This is a genomic window from Chitinophaga sp. 22308 (assembly GCF_052045305.1).
In the GTDB taxonomy this organism is placed as follows: domain Bacteria; phylum Bacteroidota; class Bacteroidia; order Chitinophagales; family Chitinophagaceae; genus Chitinophaga; species Chitinophaga varians_A.
Genome location: NZ_JBQEOP010000005.1, coordinates 207,727 through 226,726 on the forward strand (window position 1 = coordinate 207,727; position 19,000 = coordinate 226,726).

Here is a 19,000-nt window from a genome sequence, read left to right on the forward strand (position 1 = left end):
GGTTATTAGAATCCTACCTGTACAGTCAGGCCCATGTTACGAACAAATGGAACAGCGCCGTACTCGGAGAAGGCAGAAGTTTTGTTGTTACGTACTGCTTCCGGGTTGATGTGGTCCGGCAGGTTGTTGAACAGGTAACCGAGGTTACGGCCCACCAGGGATACGCGCAGACTGTTCAGTCTCCAGCGTTGTACCATTTCGGTAGGCAGGGAGTAACCGAGGGATACTTCACGCAGCGCTACATAAGAAGCGTCGAATACGGAAGCTTCGCGGATACCGATGCCCCAGTCACCGATCATGCCATAGTATTGGAATGGTGTCAGCGGCGTTACATAACCTTTTTCATATGCCTGTTGGTAAGTCATACCATCGAGCACAACATTCTGTCCATCTTTGGAGATAGTGGTCCCTTTCTGGAACACCGCGTCCGGGATCATACCGTCGTTGCGTTTTACGCCTGAAGCATCTGTGAAGGTGATACCACCATGTTCGGTGTCACGACCCTGCATAGTGTTGGCAGTAGTACCGCGGCCGGTACCATACTGGTGGGAAGCAGAGAAGAAGTCACCACCGATACGTGCCTGGATCAATACACCGAGGCTCCAGTTTTTGTAAGTGAAGTTGTTCTGCAAGCCCAGGTTGAAGTCAGGCATAATGTTACCTACGACTGCGTTACCACGTACAAATTTGTAAGGGAAATCGCTGCCACCCAGCGTGATGATGGGTTTACCGTTGGCATCGCGGGTATAACCGTAGTCTGTTACCAGGTTACCGTAGCTACCGCCTACAGAAGCGATGGCTTTCACGCCCTGGTCTTCGTTCAGCTGCAGTTGATCTACACCCGGAGTAAGGCTGACGATTTTGTTTTTGTTGCGGCTACCATTCAGGGTTACGTCCCAGGTAAAGTTCTTGTTCTGGATAGGCGTACCGTTGATGGACAGCTCAATACCTCTGTTGACCATGCTACCGGCGTTGATATAACGGGAGGTAACACCGGATTCAATCGGCGTAGGCAGATTGATGATCTGGTTGGTGATGTTGGTGCGGTACCAGGCGAAGTCAAAGCCCAGACGGTTGTTGAAGAAGCGAACATTGGCACCGAGTTCCCAGCTTTTGGAGATGGAAGGTTTCAGGGCCATATTCGGCAGGATGTCTGAGTTGAAGATGTTTACCAGCGGCAGGTTTTTACCGGAGGAAGCACCCTGGAACAGGCCGGTGGTATAGTAGCCTGTGTTGATCTGATAAGGATCGAGGTCACCGCCCACCATCGCGTAAGAGGCACGCAGTTTACCATAGCTGATCCAGGAAGGCATTTCTTCTTTCAGTGTCTGGGTGAATTCCCATGCAGCACTTACGGAAGGATAGAAGTAAGAGTTGGTAGTACTTCCTTTGCTGCCTGCAGGATAAGTCAGTGCAGAAGACCAGTCGTTACGGCCGGTCACGTCCAGGAACAGTTCATTATTGTAAGCCAGGCTGGCTGCGAAGAACAGTGAGTTGATACGTTTGCGGAGCAGCGGATCATTTTTCACGACCGGCGCGTTTACGCTGTTGGTGATATCATACAGGAAAGGAATACGCAGACCACCGTCGGAGTAGTTGTTGTATTGTTTACCGATACCACTGTTCCATGTTTCAGCGCCCAGGTTCAGGTTACCATCGAATTTTTTGCCCAGTTTAGGGGTGATGATCGCCATACCGGTGAAGGTGTACTGGGATTTGTTCACACCTGCGATAGAATAGAAACCGTCAGAACCTTTGAAGAATGCGGCGGTACCTACTTCTTTACGTTCGTCAGTAGACTGCTCACTGCTGAAGTTGGCTTTACCAACGAATTTCAGCCAGTCGGTAGCTACCGTGGTGAGGGAGAAGTTACCAGTCACCAGGGATTCTTTACGGGTCCAGCTGTTATAAGCCTGCTGATAGAAATAGTCTGCGCCCGGGTTGGTACTCAGATTAGCACGGCCGCCGTTAGGTCCGAGGTAGTTTTCCGGTTTGCTCCAGATAGAAGGATCGTAGTTACGCGGGAACACATACACCCATTTACGGCCGATGTTGTAGCTGGTGTAGTCACCACCCTGACGGTCGGGGTTCAGTGTTTTGGAGGTAGCGTAAGTTACGCCTGCATCTGCGCTCAGCACTTTGGATATCTGGGAGGAGCCACGGAATGCGAAGGTATTTCTGCCGAAGCTGTTGTTCGGAGAAACACTGTTGTTGTCCAGGTGGGAGTAAGACAGGCGGAAAGTTCCTTTGTCGTTACCACCTTCCATGGCCACGTTGGTATTAAAGTATTTACCGGTCTGGTAAAGATCTTTAGCGTTGTTGGGTTTAGGAGTGAACGGTACGCTCATGCCGTTGGCCAGTTGTACCATTCTGCCGTCCATTTTAGGACCGAAGCTATAACCGCCGGCAGTGTTATCGTAAGAACCGTCAATACCCTGACCATAGCCGTTTTGCAGGTCAATAGCGCCGCGGTATACCTTTTCGATCTGAGCGGTCTGGCTAACAGTAACGCCTATGCCTTTTCTTGCATTACCTTTTTTGGTGGTAATGAGGATGGCGCCGTTGATGGCACGGGAACCGTAGAGGGCTGTTGCAGCAGCGCCTTTCAGTACGGTCACAGACTCATAATCGTCCGGGTTGAGGTTTTTCAGTACGTTACCGAAGTTTACGTCAGCAGCACTTTCATCGTTTTCGAAGATCACACCGTCCACAATGAAGATAGGCTGGTCTTTACCGTTCAGCGATTTAGCGCCGCGCAGCACGATACGCGGAGCAGCAGCAGGGCCGCCGGCAGCAGCGGAGATATCCAGGCCGGCCACTTTACCCTGTAATGCAGATACCGGGTTGATAGAGTTGGTTTTGGCAACATCTGCACCTTTCAATTCTGTTACCGCATAACCGAGTTTACGTTGTTCACGTTTCATACCCATTGCGGTAACCACAACTTCGTTCAGGTTTTTGTTGTCTTCTTTCAGAACAACGGTCAGGGAGGTTTGTCCGTTTACCGGCACTTCCTGGTTGATAAAACCGATGTAGGAGAGTATCAGCGTGGCGTCAGGGCCTACCTGTACTTTAAAGGTACCGTCAGCGCCAGACATGGCACCATTGGCAGTACCTTTCTCCTTTACCGTAACTCCCGGCAAAGGCGTTCCTTTTTCATCTTTTACGGTTCCCGTAACAGCTTTTTTATCCTGCGCCCATGCAGCAAAGCAACAGCATAAGAAAAGCAACGTGGTGAGAAGAAATGATCTTCGCATAGCTTCCTTTTGGTTTAAATTATAACAAGTGATCAGTCACATGATAATGCATGGCAAACCTCTTCACCAGCAAATGACTGCAGAAGGCAGTACAGTAGGCAGGTAAGACATAGTTTCCGTTTCCGTCGTTAAAATGGAATTACTCCATTGGCTATTTCATTGTTCACTGTTCCCGTATTGCTTACAGTAGTAAAACGTTTTAGCAATGTATCTTAAAAAAAAACCCGTTCTCCCGTACATCTCATTTTTCATTTCACAACAAGTTTTTATCAGCATAGATATTGGTTTCAAACTTAGGGATAATTATGAGAAGTGCAAAAAAGATTTAACAATTTTTTGATGTTTGGTTAACAACTCGTTAAAAGTATTAAAATAATATAGCTAACAAGGAAAATAATATCAGTCCGCTACCATATCAGCCCGGAACAAAGATGACAGTGGAAAATGTTTGATAACACAAAGCCCGTCCGACGAGTCAGACGGGCTTTTAATTTTTCACCGCCATTATTTATTGACAGCTTCTATAGTGAGCCTGGCGGCGGTTTCATCGAAAGGCTCCCGGTAACCGGCCAGAAATTTCCGTGCGGTCTCCTCTGCGACAGGATCACCGCTCAAAGCCTCCAGGAACTGCTTTTTTCGCATATTCACTTTCACCGGCACCCGGTCTTTCACCAGGTAATAGGTGTACGACTTTTTGTATTCATCGTAGTTTTTACCCGTTTGCACCATCCCTTTGTCCACAAAGTCCGCCGGATGAAACGTTACCTTGGCTTCTTTTACCAGCCTGTATTTGCCAGCTGCCAGCTGTTCTACGAACTTATTCACGCCTTCCACCTGCATAGCGACGAACGCATTTGCCTCCGTTCCCTTTTTAAAATGAAATGCCTGCACATTGTTGACGTCCGGCACATAGGCCTTGCCATCGCCACCTTTCACGATCACCATGTTTTTCTCCAGGTCAATATTGGCATCATATACCACCGAACGGGCCACCGGCCTGTTGTCCATCGAATCAATCCACAACCGGCCCCAGTCGGGATACAAATAAGGACTGCCAACCGTATTCTCTTTCGGGCTGAAACTAAACACGGAACTAAATTTAACGCCCATATTATTGGACACGGCATTCCGGAAACTAACGGTCTGGGAAAGTCCCAGGGAATCCTGCGCCTGTAGCGACAGGCAGGCTAATACAAGAATGGCTGAAAGCAAAATGTTCTTAGTCATGGCGTTTTTTATTACGGTGAAAATAATACGCGGTCAGGGCTTGTCCCACCATACAGGCGTCATAAACACGTCCGGGCCCTGGGCTGCGTTGGCCGCTTCCACATTGGCCCTGTTCACATCATAATCATTCCTTGGATAACGCAGCCGGCGGGGTATCTGGCCATTGGTCTCGTTGTTTTTATAATTCACCGGCTTCAGCACCGGGAAACCGCTGCGGCGCCAATTGGCATACGCTTCATACTCATTCAGGAAAGTAGTAATGTAATATTGTGTATTGATCGCTTCCAGTTGAGCCGCCAAAGGCCCTGCCAGTGCCGATGCCTGAGCGGTGGCATATGTGGATGCAGCGGCGTCGTCATACACAATGGAAGAAGAATACAGGGTCCACTGCCATATGCCCGACTTTACCCCTGTGGTAAAGAATGTCATCGGATCGCCGGCAATCCAGCCACGGGCGGCAGCTTCCGCCAGCATCAGCTGCACTTCCGAATAAGTAATGAAAATATCGGGGGAATTGGGCTGCGCTATGATCTGCTTGGGCTGTGAATAATGCGCCAGGTTGGCATCTCCGGTAGACCCGATGCCAAACACTGGGTCCGAGGTGTTATCAAATCCGCTGGGAAGCCCCTTCTGCAAGGCAGGATCATCAGACCCGCCGGGAGTGGAATCAGCCTTTGGCAGTTCGGAAATAATCCGTAAACGCGGGTCTGCCTTTGTTTTCAGCAGGTCCACAAAAAACTTCGACAGTTTGATGCTCTGGTTGTCTTTCCCTGTTTCCGCCCTGCTGCCTGGATATACCCCGATAACGTGACTGTTGGGATTATCATAGTCTCCGGACGCATGCTGGATATAAAAAGCATCCGTATTGGCAGTAAACACGCCACCAGCCAATGCTTTCTGTACCCAGGCCTTACCGAGCGAGGGGTCTGCCTTTTTGGAAAGCCGCAATCCCACGCGCAACAGCAGGGAATAGGCCAGCTTTTTCCACTGCGCGGGAGAGCCGGCGTATCCTGAAATATCCGAACTGCCGGGCGTGGTCTTGGTGGCATCCAGCTGGGTGGCCGCATCCTGCAACTCGGCGGCAAAGCCGGCATATATAGCGTCCTGCGCATCATAGGCGGGGGTGAAGTTCTGATCTATAAAGCCTTTGCCGGCAGCGGTATAGGGCACGTTACCATATAGGTCCGTAAGCCGCTGCAGCATGATCACCCGGGCAATCCTGGCCATGGCAGTAAAATTGGCCTGCGAAGGATCGGTCTTCGTTTGCTCTATCAGCGTGGTCAGTATTTTTACGCCGTTCGGATAAAAGGAGTTAAACGCCGCCCCACTGTAGCCGTCGTTGTACAGGTACTTATCCCCCACGTAGGTGAGACTGGTGGAAGACAGGTGCTGAATCATGGGGCCGCAATAAATCAGATTGGCACGCCATGCTTCAAACTCTCCACCGGAAACGAACAACAGTCCCCTTGTCAGCAGAATGCCCGGCGCCACTACCGGAGCGGCAGTGGGGTCGGTATTGATCTTTTCAAAATTTTTAGTGCAGGATATCAGCGACAGCCATAACAGCAGTACTACTGTTCCACGTGTGTATATTGACTTAACCATGATCGAAGCGATTTAGAATTTTACATTCAGGTTCAACCCGTAGCTTCTGGACTGTGGATAACCCAGCAGTTCAGCGCCCTGTCCGGCACCGTTGCCGTAGGTGGATTCCGGGTCCACATTGGGTACGTCCTTATAGATGATCCAGAGGTTTCTGGCCACAAATGACAGTGAAGCGCCAGTGAACGGTGTTTTGTTCAGGATAGCGGAAGGCAGGCTGTAAGTCAGTATCACCTGGCGCAGCTTCACGAAAGCGCCACTGTAAATAAATGGCTCTGCGATGTTGAATGCAATGTTCTGGTAATAATCCTGCGCATCTACGACCTTGTCCACATATTTTGAGGGATCGTTCGGGTCCTGCGCTTTGATGGTAACACCTCCGGAACGCCCGCTGAGCGTAGCTTTCTGTAAACCATAATAATACGCGTAGTCGTTGGTGCCGGAGTATAGTTTATTGCCCCAACGGGAATCTATCAGGACACCCAGCGAAAACGCCTTATAGGTAAAGGTGTTGGTAACGCCAAGCGTATAGGGCGCCACGCCTGTACCGAAGAGGGTAAGCGGGCCTTGCAGCGGCTTGCCGGCAGCGTTGAACAGGATATTTCCCTGTGCGTCACGCTGGAAGCTGAATCCCTGTATCACGCCAAACGGCTGGCCCGGCACCTGCTGAATGGTGACATTGAAGGTGCGTACGTCAGCTACTTTCAGGGCATTCAGTTTACCGTCCAGCTGAATCACTTCGCTTTTGTTGTATGCAAAATTGGGGGTGATATCCCAGGTGAAATTCTTACTACGTACAGGCGTTCCTGTTATCATCAGCTCCACGCCTTTGTTACTTACTTTACCCACATTGATAAAGGCGGTATTATACCCGGAAGCATTAGATATAGTGGTCTGTACGATATCGTCTTTGGTTTTGCGGGTATACCAGGAGAAATCCACTGACAACCGGTTATCGAAGAAGCGGGCTTCGAAGCCGGCTTCAAAGCTGGTATTGACGTAAGGTTTCAGGTTAGCGTTGGGGACCGAATAGCTGCCGTCCTGCGCTTTTTTGATGTCTGCCACGGGGAGACTGCTAGTGCCCAGCACCAGCGGGTTTTGCACCTGGTAGGCGAGCCTCAGGCGGTAAGGGTCGGTATCGCCGCCCACCTGCGCCCAGGAAGTACGCAGTTTGGCGTAATTGATCCATTTGGGCATGGTAAAAGCATCAGACAACACAAAGCTGAGACCTGCTGACGGATAGAAGATGCTATTGCTGTTAAGCGGCAGTGTGGAAAACCAGTCGTTGCGGCCGGTGAGCGTGAGGTACAGATAACTCTTGTACGACAATTCAGCGGACCCGTACACAGAGTTGATCTTTTTCTCGAAGATATCGTTGGTAACGGTTTTTGTTTGCAGGTTGCTTTGATCGTAGAAGTAGGGGATATTAAAGGTGTTACCGGTGAGGAACAATTTATCATTTTTATTGTGCATCACGTTAGCGCCTATAAAGCCGGATATGCGCCATTTTTCAGCGAATCCTTTCTCCACGCCCACCATTACGTCCGCATTCAGCTCGTAGAAGTTCTGGCGGGCCTGGTCATTGATCTGGCCACCGGGAATATAGGCGGTACCGTTAGGTGTCACCGCCTTATTGTCGCGGTAGAACATATCGGCGCCGATACGGCCTTTGACATAAAGCCAGTCCAGGATATCGTAGCGGAGCTCGGCGGCATTGATAAAGCGGTCTTTTTTATCCGCCTGTTCAAAATCGTATGCCGCGAACCAGGGATTAGTGACAAATACGTTATCGTTCCACCGGTATTCATTGCCATCGGGGGAGAGCTTACTGTCCTTCAGTGTTTGCACGGCCAGGGACGTGGGCAGCAGGTAAAGCGAGTAGTTGGCGTTGCCGGGGGAGTCAGACACGCGTGGCCTGTTGGTTGTCCGCTCGCGGATATATTTAGCATACACGTTGAGGTGGAGCTTTTTACCAAGCCAGGCGGAAATGTTCAGCGAGAGGTTATCACGCCGGATGCCCGAATTGGGGAGTGTGGCTTCGTTTTTCATGTCCGTAGCTCCGAAGCGCCAGGTCACCTTGTCGTTTCCGCCGCTGGCAGCTACGGAGTTGGTGAACGTGTAACCGCTGCGATAGAATTTTTTGAAATTGTTCTTCACCGCGCTATAGGGTCTGCTGACACCATCGTACTGGATAACCGAGGAGCCGTCGAGCGGGGCGCCCCAGCTGAACAGACCGGCGGCGCGGGCTTCGGCGACAGTCTGTGGTTTCAGACCATTGAGGCCCATGCCGTAATCATACTGCCAGTCGAGACTTTCCACAATGGGGCGGTCAATAACAATATTACTGCTGAATTCCACCCCCACGCCCTTACGGCTGGCGCCGCCTTTGGTAGTAATGAGGATAACGCCGTTGGAAGCGCGGGAGCCGTACAACGCCGCTGCTGTACCGCCTTTCAGCACCGAGATGGTCGCAATGTCATCGGGGTTGATACTGGAGATGCCATCGCCGGCATCTGTGCCGCCGTATTCCGTGGCAGCACCCAGGTTGTCATTATTGATAGGAATCCCATCTACCACGATGAGCGGCTGGTTGTTCCTGTTTTTGTCGATGGAGGTATTTCCGCGGAGGATGATACGGCTGGAACCTGCGGGGCCGGTGGCCGTGGAAGTGACGTTGAGGCCGGCCACTTTGCCGGAGAGAGAGTTAGCGATATTGGTGCTGCGCGCCTGTGTAAGCTCCTCTCCCTTTACTTCCGACACCGAGTAGCCCAGCGCCTTTTTTTCCTTTTTGATGCCAAGTGCAGTCACTACTACCTCCCCGAGGCTTTTCTCATCTGTCTGGAGGCTGATGGTCAGCTGGGACTCGTTGCCGACGGGTACTTCTTTCGGCAGATAACCGAGATAGCGGAAGACGAGGGTGCTGCCTGGCGGAACAGAGAGGGAGAAGTTTCCGTCCGCGTTGGTAACGGTGCCTTTGGAGGTGCCTTTCACGAGGATATTAACACCGGAAAGGGGTTGGCCGGTATTGTCCGTTACCTTGCCGGTAATGGCCTGTTGTGCCCATACCACGGGGGTAGTCAACAACAATAACACGAACAACAGCACATGAGTAAAGTTCCTGATCATGTTTAATGCGATAAAAGTGAAGAAATAAACCGGAGATGGTTTTGGTTGAATAAGTCGTGCCTGGGATTGACGGGGTGAGAGGCCGCAAAACCGTGAGCCGAATTATTTAACAACAGGACATCACTTTTTGTTCCCGCAAGTATCGCAGGAACAGGCGTATATGATCAGGAACGGGGTTTTATTTTTTTCCGGGATCGGAAGAAGCCCTGACGATCAGCGAAGGTTCCAGCACAATCTGGCGTGGGTTTGCAGAAGGATGGTTGAGTTCCTGCATAAGTACTTCCACGATGTTTTTTCCAATCTCGGTGATAGGTTGGGCCACGCAGGTAATAGACGGGCTGTGGAGGCGGAAGAGGTCATGGTCGTCGAAGCTGGCCACGCCTATTTGCGGCCCTATGTCCCATCCGAGGGAGCGGATGCTTTCGATGCCGTAGATACCGAGATAGTTGGTGGCGAAGAACACTGCGTCCAGTCCTTTGATGGATGTCAGGAATTTTTTGATTTCTGTGTTGAAGGCTTCGCGTTCCAGATCAAACGGTATTTTTTTTACCTGGCTTTTATTAAAAGGGAGATGATGATCTTTCAGTGCGGCAGTAAATCCATCGAGGCGGTCTTTCATCTGTATCTGATCAGAGGTGATGGTGACGATCGCGATTTTTTTATAGCCTTGCTTAGCGAGGTGGCTGGTCACGTTGTAGGCGCCCTGATAGTTATCTACCACTACATAGTGGGAGCTTACATGTGGAAAATAGCGGTCCATGAGCACTACCGGTTTGGAAGTGGCTTTCAGCTGTTCTATTTCCTTGTCCAGGTTTTTGGTGGGGGTAACGATATAGGCGTCTACCTGGCGGTACTTGAGTACCTCCAGGAGCCCTTTTGCTTTTTCGGTATTGTCTTCCGTACTGCCATAGAGCACTTTATAGCCGTGTTTATCGGCTTCATCCTCCATTACTTTGGCCAGGCTGGCGAAGAAATTGTTGGCGATATCCTCCACAATAAGGCCAATGGTTTTGGTTTTTCCGGTACGGAGGCCACGGGCCAGCTGATTTGGTTTGTACTTCAGCCGGGAAGCTATCTTTTGGATTTTTTTGCTTACCTGCTCGCTGATCCGTTTTTCTTTCGCTTTGCCGTTGAGCACAAATGAGACAGTTGTGGGAGAAACCCCTGCCTGTTTTGCGATATCTTTAATAGAGATTCCTTTCATAGACAACAAATGCTATATCGATTTAGCCCACCGTAATTTACAAAATGAAAGCTGAAATTTACATTCTTGTGCCAATTATTCCAAAAAAGTTGCTAAATCTTATAAACAGGGATAAGCGGCGGGAATATGACATTTAAGGGTCATTTTCCCGATAATGATATTTTTTTAACCAATTTTTAATAATTTGGCAACATTCATAGGACAATGGCAGTATTAAATAGGGTATTGTCAGGTAACACCAGTTTAAAAATTAATACTTGAATGAAACCCATTCTTATTAAAGTTGGGGCTTTTGCCGATAATCAGATCACCATCATAGAGCGATGTGATCCGTATTTTAACACGCCTTTTCACTTCCACCCGGAATGTGAGCTGGTGTTTGTTACGGAGAGCCACGGGAAGAGGATTGTCGGGGACAGCATCGAGAGCTTTGAAGAGGGCGACATGGTGTTTCTGGGGCCGCATATCCCCCACGTATGGTATAATGAAGAGGAGTACTATAAGGGTGACGAAAATCTGAAAGCCCGTTCTGTCGTGATCTATTTTCCAAAAGACATTTTTGGAGAGAAGTTCTACGGTTTACCGGAAACCAAGGCCCTGAGCGAGCTTTTCCATCGCGCGCAGCGCGGAATGAAAATCATAGGGCCTACCTACGACAAACTGAAGCCGGAGATCCTGTCCCTGCCTAAAAAAGAGGGGCTGGACCGGATCATATCCCTGCTCAACATCCTGAAGACGCTGTCAGAAACGCGCGATTGTTATTACCTGGCCAGCACCGGGTATTCCCATGCGTACAATGTGAAGGACAACCATAAAATAGACGAGGTATTCAAATACGTGATGAACAATTTCTCCAAGGAAATCTCATTGCAGGACGTAGCCAGTATCACCAACCTCTCACCGCAGTCATTCTGCCGTTTCTTTAAGAACCGCACCAAAAAATCTTTTGTACAGTTCCTCAACGAAGTACGTATTGGCCATGCCTGTAAGCGCCTGACAGAAGAGGACTGGTCTATTGCAGAAATCGCTTATTCCTGTGGCTTTAAGAACCTGTCTAATTTTAACCGGTTTTTTAAAGAGATCGTAGGAAAAACGCCAAAGGAATATAAGAATGAATTGAGGCTGAAGGAGGCCTGATAACTTGGTTATCTGATTTTCTTTTATTGGGTTATTGGATTGTTTAGCAACCCTTTGTTATGCCTGTTGTCGTTACTGCCAGAGAGCATCAGATAATATCTACATAACAAAATAGCTAAATAACAAAATTTCTTCTTACTTTCATCGATAGTAATTCAACCAAAACATCTAATTGCTACTGTAATTCAATGTTCAGCAGTTATTCAGATAACCAGTTAGTGTCGCTGCTCAAAAGCGATGACAGTGCTGCCTTTAATGCCATCTATGACCGCTACAGTAAAATGTTGTATCTTTTTATTTACAGCAAACTGGAAGCGGGAGAGATCAGTAAAGATGTACTGCAGGACCTGTTTGTTTCCCTTTGGGAGAAACGTCATTCCCTTGTACTGAAGGAATCGCTGAAATCGTATCTCTATCAGGCGGCCCGGCACAAGATCATCGATATTTACCGGAAGAACGCCACCTATCGGAAGTACCTGCAGCAGCTGATTGAACATTTTGACGCACAGCCGCACTCCGTGGAGGACACCGTGGATTACAAAGCCAGATCACAGGAATTGTTTGAGGCGATCAATCACCTGCCGGAGAAGATGAAGGAAATTTTCATGTTAAGCAGATTTGAAAATCTCTCTATAGAACAGATCTCTACCCACCTGGGCCTGTCCCAGCAGACGGTAAAAAACCAGATCACCAAAGCCCTCAAAATATTACGGGCCAGCTATGCGCAGACAGACGTTATTTTACTCGTTATTTCCTTGATTTTTACCGCCAACCGTTAATTTTCATAAAAATACTGCTGTATTGCCATGGTACTAATTCCACGTTACCACGACTTATTATCATCCAAAAACGCTATCAGGTGGACACAGAACAGATAAAAATATTGCTGGAGCGATATCAACAGGGGGACTGCTCACCGGAGGAAGCGAAAATCATAGAACAGTGGTTTGAACAGATCAATGCCCACCAGTCTTCCATTGCAGACGAGCATACGCTTGATCTGGAACTGGAAGAGGTGAAGCTGCGTATCCAGGAACAGATCACGCCGGCGCCCCGTGTGCGCCGCATGCGGCCATGGCTGATATCCGGCGCCGCTGCTGCTGCCGTTATACTGGCGGCAGGCCTGTTCTGGTTTAACAGCAACCGGCACACTGCCACTCCCACTGACGCACCGCTGGCCCATCACCCGGCCACCGGCAGTAACCGCATGGTCAGAGACGGCTTTGTGGAAATCACTACGCTCAAAGGTCATCAGGAAAATATCAAACTGGAAGACGGCAGCACCGTGGCATTGAATGCCAACAGTAAACTGCGTTATCCGGAACATTTCAGTACCGGCGAAAGGAGCGTATACCTCGACGAAGGCGAAGCCTTCTTCAGCGCCGCACCCGACGCCAGCCGCCATTTCGTGGTACGTACTCCCGAACTGGCCACCACCGCATTGGGCACCAGCTTCAATATCCGCGCCTACAGCGCCGAAAACAAAGTCACCGTTGCCCTGCTTACCGGCAAGGTAAAAATAGACCAACTAAAGAGCAGCCAATCCAACGGCTCCATTGTGCTGCTCCCCAGCGAACAAATAAGTTTCGACCGGCAATTGCTGAGCATGATCAAATCATCCTTCACCAAACCGGAAGAAGTGACCAGCTGGAAACAAGGCTACCTCGTATTTAAAGATGCACCCTATACCGAAATAGTGACCGGCATAGAAAACCGCTATGGGGTGACCGTTGTCAATGAAAGCAATAAAACAGCATGGAATTATACCGGCAATTTCAGAAATGAAAGCCTATCCGAAGTAATGGACATTATCTGTATCGCCAAATCCTTATCATATACCATTAAAAAAGACACCGTTTATCTTGTAAATAAAAAATAGACTCTATGAGGGTAAAGCCTTACCCCATGACATGGTTGATATGCATGGGGTTAATGCTGACATTGCTGCTGGCCGGTAGCTTGAACACCCTGAGTAGCGCGTTTGCCCAAACACAGCAGCCGCCATCCACGATTGTTGTCAGTATCCAGGCAAAAAACAAAAACCTGGAAGACGTGATGACCGAAATATCGGTCAAAACCGGACTAAACTTCCACTACGATAAAACTGATCTTAACCTGAAAAAAAAGGTTACGCTCAACTGCACCAAAACACCCATAGAAGACGTTCTGGCGTTGTTATCAGCACAAACCGGATTGAAGTTTACCCGTATCAACAACAAAATAATAGTAGGAGCCGACATTGACACAGGTGGCACACAAACCGTTGACCTGTTAAAGCACGTTTCACTGGAAAGAACAATCACCGGTACCGTACGCGATAGTAAAGGCACGCCGCTTCAGGGAGTAACCGTTCAAATCAGGAACAGCAACAAAGGAACACAAACAGACACCGACGCCGGGTTTAGCATTGACGCCAGCCCGGGCGATGTTTTGTTATTCAGCTACGTAGGATATCTGACACGCGAAGTAACTGTAGGCACCAACAGTCAACTTAACATCACGCTTCACGAAAACATTAAAGCACTGGGGGAACTGATCGTTACCGCCCTGGGCATACCAAAAAAATCGAGGGAACTGCCTTATTCCGCCCAGCAGCTGGATGGCGACGACGTATCACTCGTTAAAGACGCTAATTTCATGAACAGCATCGCCGGTAAAGCAGCCGGTGTATGCATTACCCGCAATGCCTCCGGTATCGGCGGTACCGTCAGGGTAGTACTGCGCGGGAATAAATCCACCCGCGAAAACCAACCCCTGTACATCGTTGACGGCGTACCTTATGCCAACTACACCCCCTCACAGCCACAGGACGTATGGGGCCAGGCCAACAATACCATCGGCGGCGGCGGCCGCGATGGCGGCGACGGCATCTCCAATATCAACCCGGACGATATCGAAAGCATCAGCATCCTCAAAGGCGCCTCCGCCGCCGCCCTGTACGGCAGCCAGGCCGCCAACGGCGTTATTCTCATCATCACCAAAAAAGGCAAAGCCGGCAGAAGCCGCATCGACGTGTCATCCGATTTCACCATCGAAACACCGTCATTGCTGCCGAAGCTACAATACCGTTACGGACAAACACAGCCGCCCTATGATTCCGTCAACCAGCCCAAGCCAGGTTCCCTTGGCAGCTGGGGCGCTCCGGTACAATCGCCCGATCATGTAAAAGACTTCTACAATACCGGTGCCACCTGGATCAACACCATCTCCTTCAGCGGCGGCACTGAAACGGCCCAAACCTATTTCTCCTACGCCAACACCACCAATAAAGGCATCCTCCCCACCAATAAGTTCAACCGGCATACCATCAATTTCCGTGAAACCCTCCGGCTGCTCAACAACAAGCTGGTGATGGACGCCAATGCCTCTTTCCTGGCGCAGTCATCGATCAACCGCCTGTCGTCCGGACTATACTACAGCCCTATTTCCGGCCTGTACGTGTTCCCGCGCGGCCTCGATTTCGACGCCTATAAAAACCAGTTTGAATACTATGATGCCAAACGGAGCCTATACCTGCAGAACTGGTGGAACATCCGCAGCGACAAAGGCTGGATAGGACAGGACGACCAGCAGAACCCTATGTGGGCCCTGCTGCGCAACCGCCGTCTGGACGCCCGTTACCGGGGCATGGCTTCCCTGTCGCTCAACTATCAGCTCAACAACTGGCTCTCCTTCAAGGGACGCGCCAGCTTCGACAAATCGCTGGACCAGTACGAACTGGAAGCCTATGCCGGCACGCAGCGCGTGCTTTCAGACTCCAATGGCCGTTACATACTTGAAAAAGAATTCAATACGCAGTTATATGCCGACATCATGGCCAATGCCAGCGGAAAAGTAAATTCCTGGCTACACCTCGCCGGTAATGTGGGCGCCAGCATCACCGACCTCAAAGCGCATGAACGCTCTTTCAACGGCGCCAATCCCAATGCAGAACCAGGCCTTAATTACCCCAATAAATTCTCGCTGTCCAATATCGCTGAAAAATCACTCGACGCACGGCATTCCGTGGAACAGAAACAGCTGCAGGCCATCTTCGGCAACGCCCAGCTGGGCATCAAAAACTTCCTGTTCCTCGATCTTACCGGACGTAATGACTGGTCCAGCACTTTTGCCTTCACTCCCACCCTCAACAAAGGATACTTCTATTATTCAGCCGGCCTGTCGGCCATATGGACCGATATGTTTAAAATGCCGAAGGTCGTCAACCTGCTGCGCACCCGTCTCTCCTACGCTAAAGTAGGCAATGACATTGCCAGCTATGCCTCCAACCCCGCACCCTTCACCATGCAGACCACCGCCGGCGTCAGCAGGGTGCTGCTCAATTTACGTACACCCTATCCCGGTATACACCTGGAGCCGGAAGACAACCATTCCTTTGAGGCAGGCCTGGAAGTACACCTGTTCAACAACCGGCTCAATGCAGACATCACCGTCTACAAAAACAACAACTATAAACAATACATGGAAGTGCCCGCCCCTCCCGGTTCCGGATTTATGACCTATTACCTCAATATGGGCAATATCCAGAACAAGGGACTGGAAGCGTCTATCAGCGTAACACCCGTACAGGAAAAGGGTTTCAGCTGGACCAGCACCATCAACTTTTCCACCAACCGCAACAAGGTATTGCAGCTGAGCAACAACAACATCGCCGGCGCCGATACCAGTAACATGTTCACCCTTACCGACTTCGGTGTGAACATGTTCGGTTCCTTCATACAGGAAGGCGGTTCCTGGGGTGATATTTATTCCAACAAGGAACTGAAACGGAACAGCCAGGGTCAGATCATCGTGGATGAAAACGGGAAGCTGTCCACCGTTCCCGCGTTTAAGAAAGTCGGTAATCCGAACCCTGATTTCATGCTGGGATGGAACAACAACATCTACTACCGCAATTTCACTGTCGGTTTTCTGATAGACGCCCGTTTCGGGGGTAAAGTGATGAGCGTTACACAGGCCGTACTGGACTACTACGGCGTGAGCGAGGCAACCGCCAAAGCCCGCGATAACGGCGGCGTGACACTCAACGCCGCACTGGCGGACGGCACGCCCTACACCGGCAAGATAGATCCTGTTAACTATTACACCATCATTGGCGGCCGTTCCGGCATCGGGGAAATGTATATGTACGATGCCACCAATATCCGGCTCCGGGAGCTGAGCCTCAGCTACCTGGTGCCACTCAAATGGAAATGGCTGCGCACTATGCGGGTAGGCGTTATCGGAAGGAACCTCTTTTTCTTTAAGCTCAACGCACCGTTTGACCCGGACGTGTCGATGGGCTCCGGCAACGGCCTGCAGGGTGTAGACGTATTTGGACTGCCGCCCTTACGCAGTATGGGCATTAACTTGAAATTCGGATTGTAAAACTAACTACCATGCACAAACGGTTCTGTAACTTCTTACTGGTTATCGCCCTCCTGGCATTGGGCAGTGGTTGTACCGGCAAATTCACCGATATCAACAAAAACCCTTATGATTTTACGGAGGCAGACCTGAAAGGCGATTTTCAGCTGATGGGCGCTCCCATCACACAAGCCCAGCTATACCTGATACATTACAATGATCCGCCGACAGCGCAGCTTCAGCAGAACCTCAACGCGGATATTTTTTCAGGGTATATGATGTCGCCCACGCCATTTGAAGGCAATATCAACAATATGAATTACGGGCTGCTCTATATCTGGAACAACTATCCCTGGAACGAAGTGTACCACTGGGTGATGAAGCCCTGTGTGTTTGCACAGGAGAAGTCCGGTGACAAGTATCCTGATTTTTATGCCTGGGCCACCATCATGAAAGTGGAGGCCATGCACCGTATCAGCGACACCTACGGCCCTATTATCTACAGCCATTTCGGAGATACCAACAAGGAGAACACGTTTGAATACGATTCCCAGCGGGATGTGTACTATCGTTTTTTTCATGACCTGGACACCGCGATCAACCTGTTGACAAACTACGTCAATGCCGGTAATCCACAACGCTTCCAGGCGTTCGACCTGGTATACAAAGGCGATTATACCAAATGGATAAAGTTCGCCAACACGCTTCGGCTGCGGCTGGCCATCCGCATCAACGGCGCAGATAAAGACAAGGCCCGGAAAGAAGGCGAAGCAGCGTTGAAACATCCGTTGGGTTTGTTGCAGGATGCCAAAGAAAATTTCGCCGTAGATATTTCTCCCGTCACCCACCCGCTCAACATCATGTGTTATACCTGGGCAGATCTGCGCATGAGCGCACCGATGGAATCTATCCTCACCGGGTATAACGATCCGCGGCTGCCTCGTTACTTTGTGCATACCGATGAAGGCGCAGGCGTATACCGTGGCATCCGCAACGGCATACGTATCTCGCTGAAAGAACAATATACCGGTTATTCCAAGATCACCATGCTGGACAACAAAATCCAGTACATGGCCGCAGCAGAAGCGTGGTTCCTTAAAGCAGAAGCATCGCTGAACGGTTGGGACGGCGCCGGCAGCGCCGCCTACAACTATGAGAAGGGCGTTAGCACGTCATTCAGCCAATACGGTTTAACGACAGTCAACGACTATCTGCAAAACGATACCAGCAAACCAGCGCCTTATGTAGATCCGGTCAACAGGGACAACAATGTGGCCGCCGGCAACAAACATCTCAGTACCATTACCATTAAATGGAACGAGGGAGCATCGGACGAAGAGAAGCTGGAGCGTATTATCACACAGAAGTGGATCGCCATGTTCCCCGAAGGGACTGAAGCATGGAGCGAATTCCGCAGGACCGGTTATCCGAAATTATTTCCTGTCGTGATCAACAACAGCAATAATACCATCAATACCGAGAAGTTCATTCGCCGCCTGCCGTTTCCGCAGATTGAGCAGGTCACCAATCCCAAAGCATTGCTACGCGCAAAAAAAATGCTGAATGGTGACGACAATGGCGGCACGCAACTATGGTGGGACACCAAATAAATTACGAATTACAAATTACGAATTACGAATTAAGGGCTTTTTTATGGAGAGGTTAGAAAGTATACTTTCTATAAGGAAGCTCGTAATTCGTAATTCGTAATTCGTAATTCGTAATTCGTAATTCGTAATTCGTAATTCGTAATTCGTAATTTGTAATTCGTAATTTTTTTTTATTTACTGTAGTACCATTTCAATTAACATACGACTTCCTTCCTGTAGCGCTTATGATGCGCTCATCCAAATGAAAACATTAGCGAGGTAATATCATTCAAAATAAAAGTTTCATGTAAGAAAAACAGGCACGACAAACTATAACGGAAGCAGCGCCGCAAAAGCGCAAGGCGTTTCCGAAGGGGATACCTGTGCTAACAAACCACGTCAACTTATAAAAAACAAGTGGTAAAGGATGGCTTTCGCCATGCTAACGGGGAGTGTATTTTCCAAAAGCACGTGACAGCGTAATGTATCAGCAGGCACGCGATACAGGCAGA

Annotated in this window: 10 protein-coding genes; 5 read left to right on the top strand and 5 right to left on the bottom strand. The window is 49.7% G+C overall.

Annotated features, from left to right (window positions below; all coding sequences use genetic code 11):
• Window positions 1-5: 5 nt before the first annotated feature.
• The 5 genes from ACTJJS_RS21110 to ACTJJS_RS21130 form a co-directional block, all read right to left on the bottom strand.
• Window positions 6-3,257 (bottom strand): SusC/RagA family TonB-linked outer membrane protein, encoded by a 3,252-nt coding sequence (locus ACTJJS_RS21110; RefSeq protein ID WP_440665133.1) that lies wholly within the window; start codon window positions 3,255-3,257, stop codon window positions 6-8.
• 504 nt (window positions 3,258-3,761) lie between these two features.
• The gene (locus ACTJJS_RS21115; protein WP_440665134.1) at window positions 3,762-4,484 is read right to left on the bottom strand and encodes a hypothetical protein; all 723 of its coding nucleotides are present in this window, start codon (window positions 4,482-4,484) and stop codon (window positions 3,762-3,764) included.
• Between the two features lie 33 nt (window positions 4,485-4,517).
• Window positions 4,518-6,089: a SusD/RagB family nutrient-binding outer membrane lipoprotein gene (locus ACTJJS_RS21120; protein ID WP_440665135.1), complete on the bottom strand. Its 1,572-nt coding sequence runs from the start codon at window positions 6,087-6,089 to the stop codon at window positions 4,518-4,520.
• Window positions 6,090-6,101: 12 nt separating this feature from the next.
• Window positions 6,102-9,212: a SusC/RagA family TonB-linked outer membrane protein gene (locus ACTJJS_RS21125; protein WP_440665136.1), complete on the bottom strand. Its 3,111-nt coding sequence runs from the start codon at window positions 9,210-9,212 to the stop codon at window positions 6,102-6,104.
• A gap of 178 nt (window positions 9,213-9,390) precedes the next feature.
• Window positions 9,391-10,416 (bottom strand): LacI family DNA-binding transcriptional regulator, encoded by a 1,026-nt coding sequence (locus ACTJJS_RS21130; RefSeq protein ID WP_168872002.1) that lies wholly within the window; start codon window positions 10,414-10,416, stop codon window positions 9,391-9,393.
• Between the two features lie 261 nt (window positions 10,417-10,677).
• Between ACTJJS_RS21130 and ACTJJS_RS21135 the strand changes: the two genes are divergently transcribed.
• From ACTJJS_RS21135 to ACTJJS_RS21155, 5 genes are all read left to right on the top strand, one after another.
• Window positions 10,678-11,553, top strand: coding sequence for an AraC family transcriptional regulator (locus ACTJJS_RS21135; RefSeq protein WP_168872001.1), 876 nt, complete (start codon window positions 10,678-10,680; stop codon window positions 11,551-11,553).
• A 188-nt stretch (window positions 11,554-11,741) separates the two neighbouring features.
• Complete coding sequence (locus tag ACTJJS_RS21140; protein WP_440665137.1) at window positions 11,742-12,332, top strand: RNA polymerase sigma factor; 591 nt, start codon at window positions 11,742-11,744, stop codon at window positions 12,330-12,332.
• An 80-nt stretch (window positions 12,333-12,412) separates the two neighbouring features.
• Window positions 12,413-13,432, top strand: a complete 1,020-nt coding sequence (locus ACTJJS_RS21145; protein WP_440665138.1) for a FecR family protein — start codon at window positions 12,413-12,415, stop codon at window positions 13,430-13,432.
• 26 nt (window positions 13,433-13,458) lie between these two features.
• Window positions 13,459-16,920 (top strand): SusC/RagA family TonB-linked outer membrane protein, encoded by a 3,462-nt coding sequence (locus tag ACTJJS_RS21150; RefSeq protein ID WP_440665139.1) that lies wholly within the window; start codon window positions 13,459-13,461, stop codon window positions 16,918-16,920.
• An 11-nt stretch (window positions 16,921-16,931) separates the two neighbouring features.
• On the top strand, window positions 16,932-18,509 hold the full coding sequence (locus tag ACTJJS_RS21155) for a SusD/RagB family nutrient-binding outer membrane lipoprotein (protein WP_440665140.1): 1,578 nt from the start codon (window positions 16,932-16,934) through the stop codon (window positions 18,507-18,509).
• Window positions 18,510-19,000: the final 491 nt, after the last annotated feature.

Excerpts from the sequence above, each read along its gene's own strand:
- ACTJJS_RS21110 (WP_440665133.1), bottom strand. The coding sequence starts at position 3,257 with ATGCGAAGATCATTTCTTCTCACCACGTTGCTTTTCTTATGCTGTTGC.
- ACTJJS_RS21115 (WP_440665134.1), bottom strand. The coding sequence starts at position 4,484 with ATGACTAAGAACATTTTGCTTTCAGCCATTCTTGTATTAGCCTGCCTG.
- ACTJJS_RS21120 (WP_440665135.1), bottom strand. The coding sequence starts at position 6,089 with ATGGTTAAGTCAATATACACACGTGGAACAGTAGTACTGCTGTTATGG.
- ACTJJS_RS21125 (WP_440665136.1), bottom strand. The coding sequence starts at position 9,212 with ATGATCAGGAACTTTACTCATGTGCTGTTGTTCGTGTTATTGTTGTTG.
- ACTJJS_RS21130 (WP_168872002.1), bottom strand. The coding sequence starts at position 10,416 with ATGAAAGGAATCTCTATTAAAGATATCGCAAAACAGGCAGGGGTTTCT.
- ACTJJS_RS21135 (WP_168872001.1), top strand. The coding sequence starts at position 10,678 with ATGAAACCCATTCTTATTAAAGTTGGGGCTTTTGCCGATAATCAGATC.
- ACTJJS_RS21140 (WP_440665137.1), top strand. The coding sequence starts at position 11,742 with ATGTTCAGCAGTTATTCAGATAACCAGTTAGTGTCGCTGCTCAAAAGC.
- ACTJJS_RS21150 (WP_440665139.1), top strand. The coding sequence starts at position 13,459 with ATGACATGGTTGATATGCATGGGGTTAATGCTGACATTGCTGCTGGCC.
- ACTJJS_RS21155 (WP_440665140.1), top strand. The coding sequence starts at position 16,932 with ATGCACAAACGGTTCTGTAACTTCTTACTGGTTATCGCCCTCCTGGCA.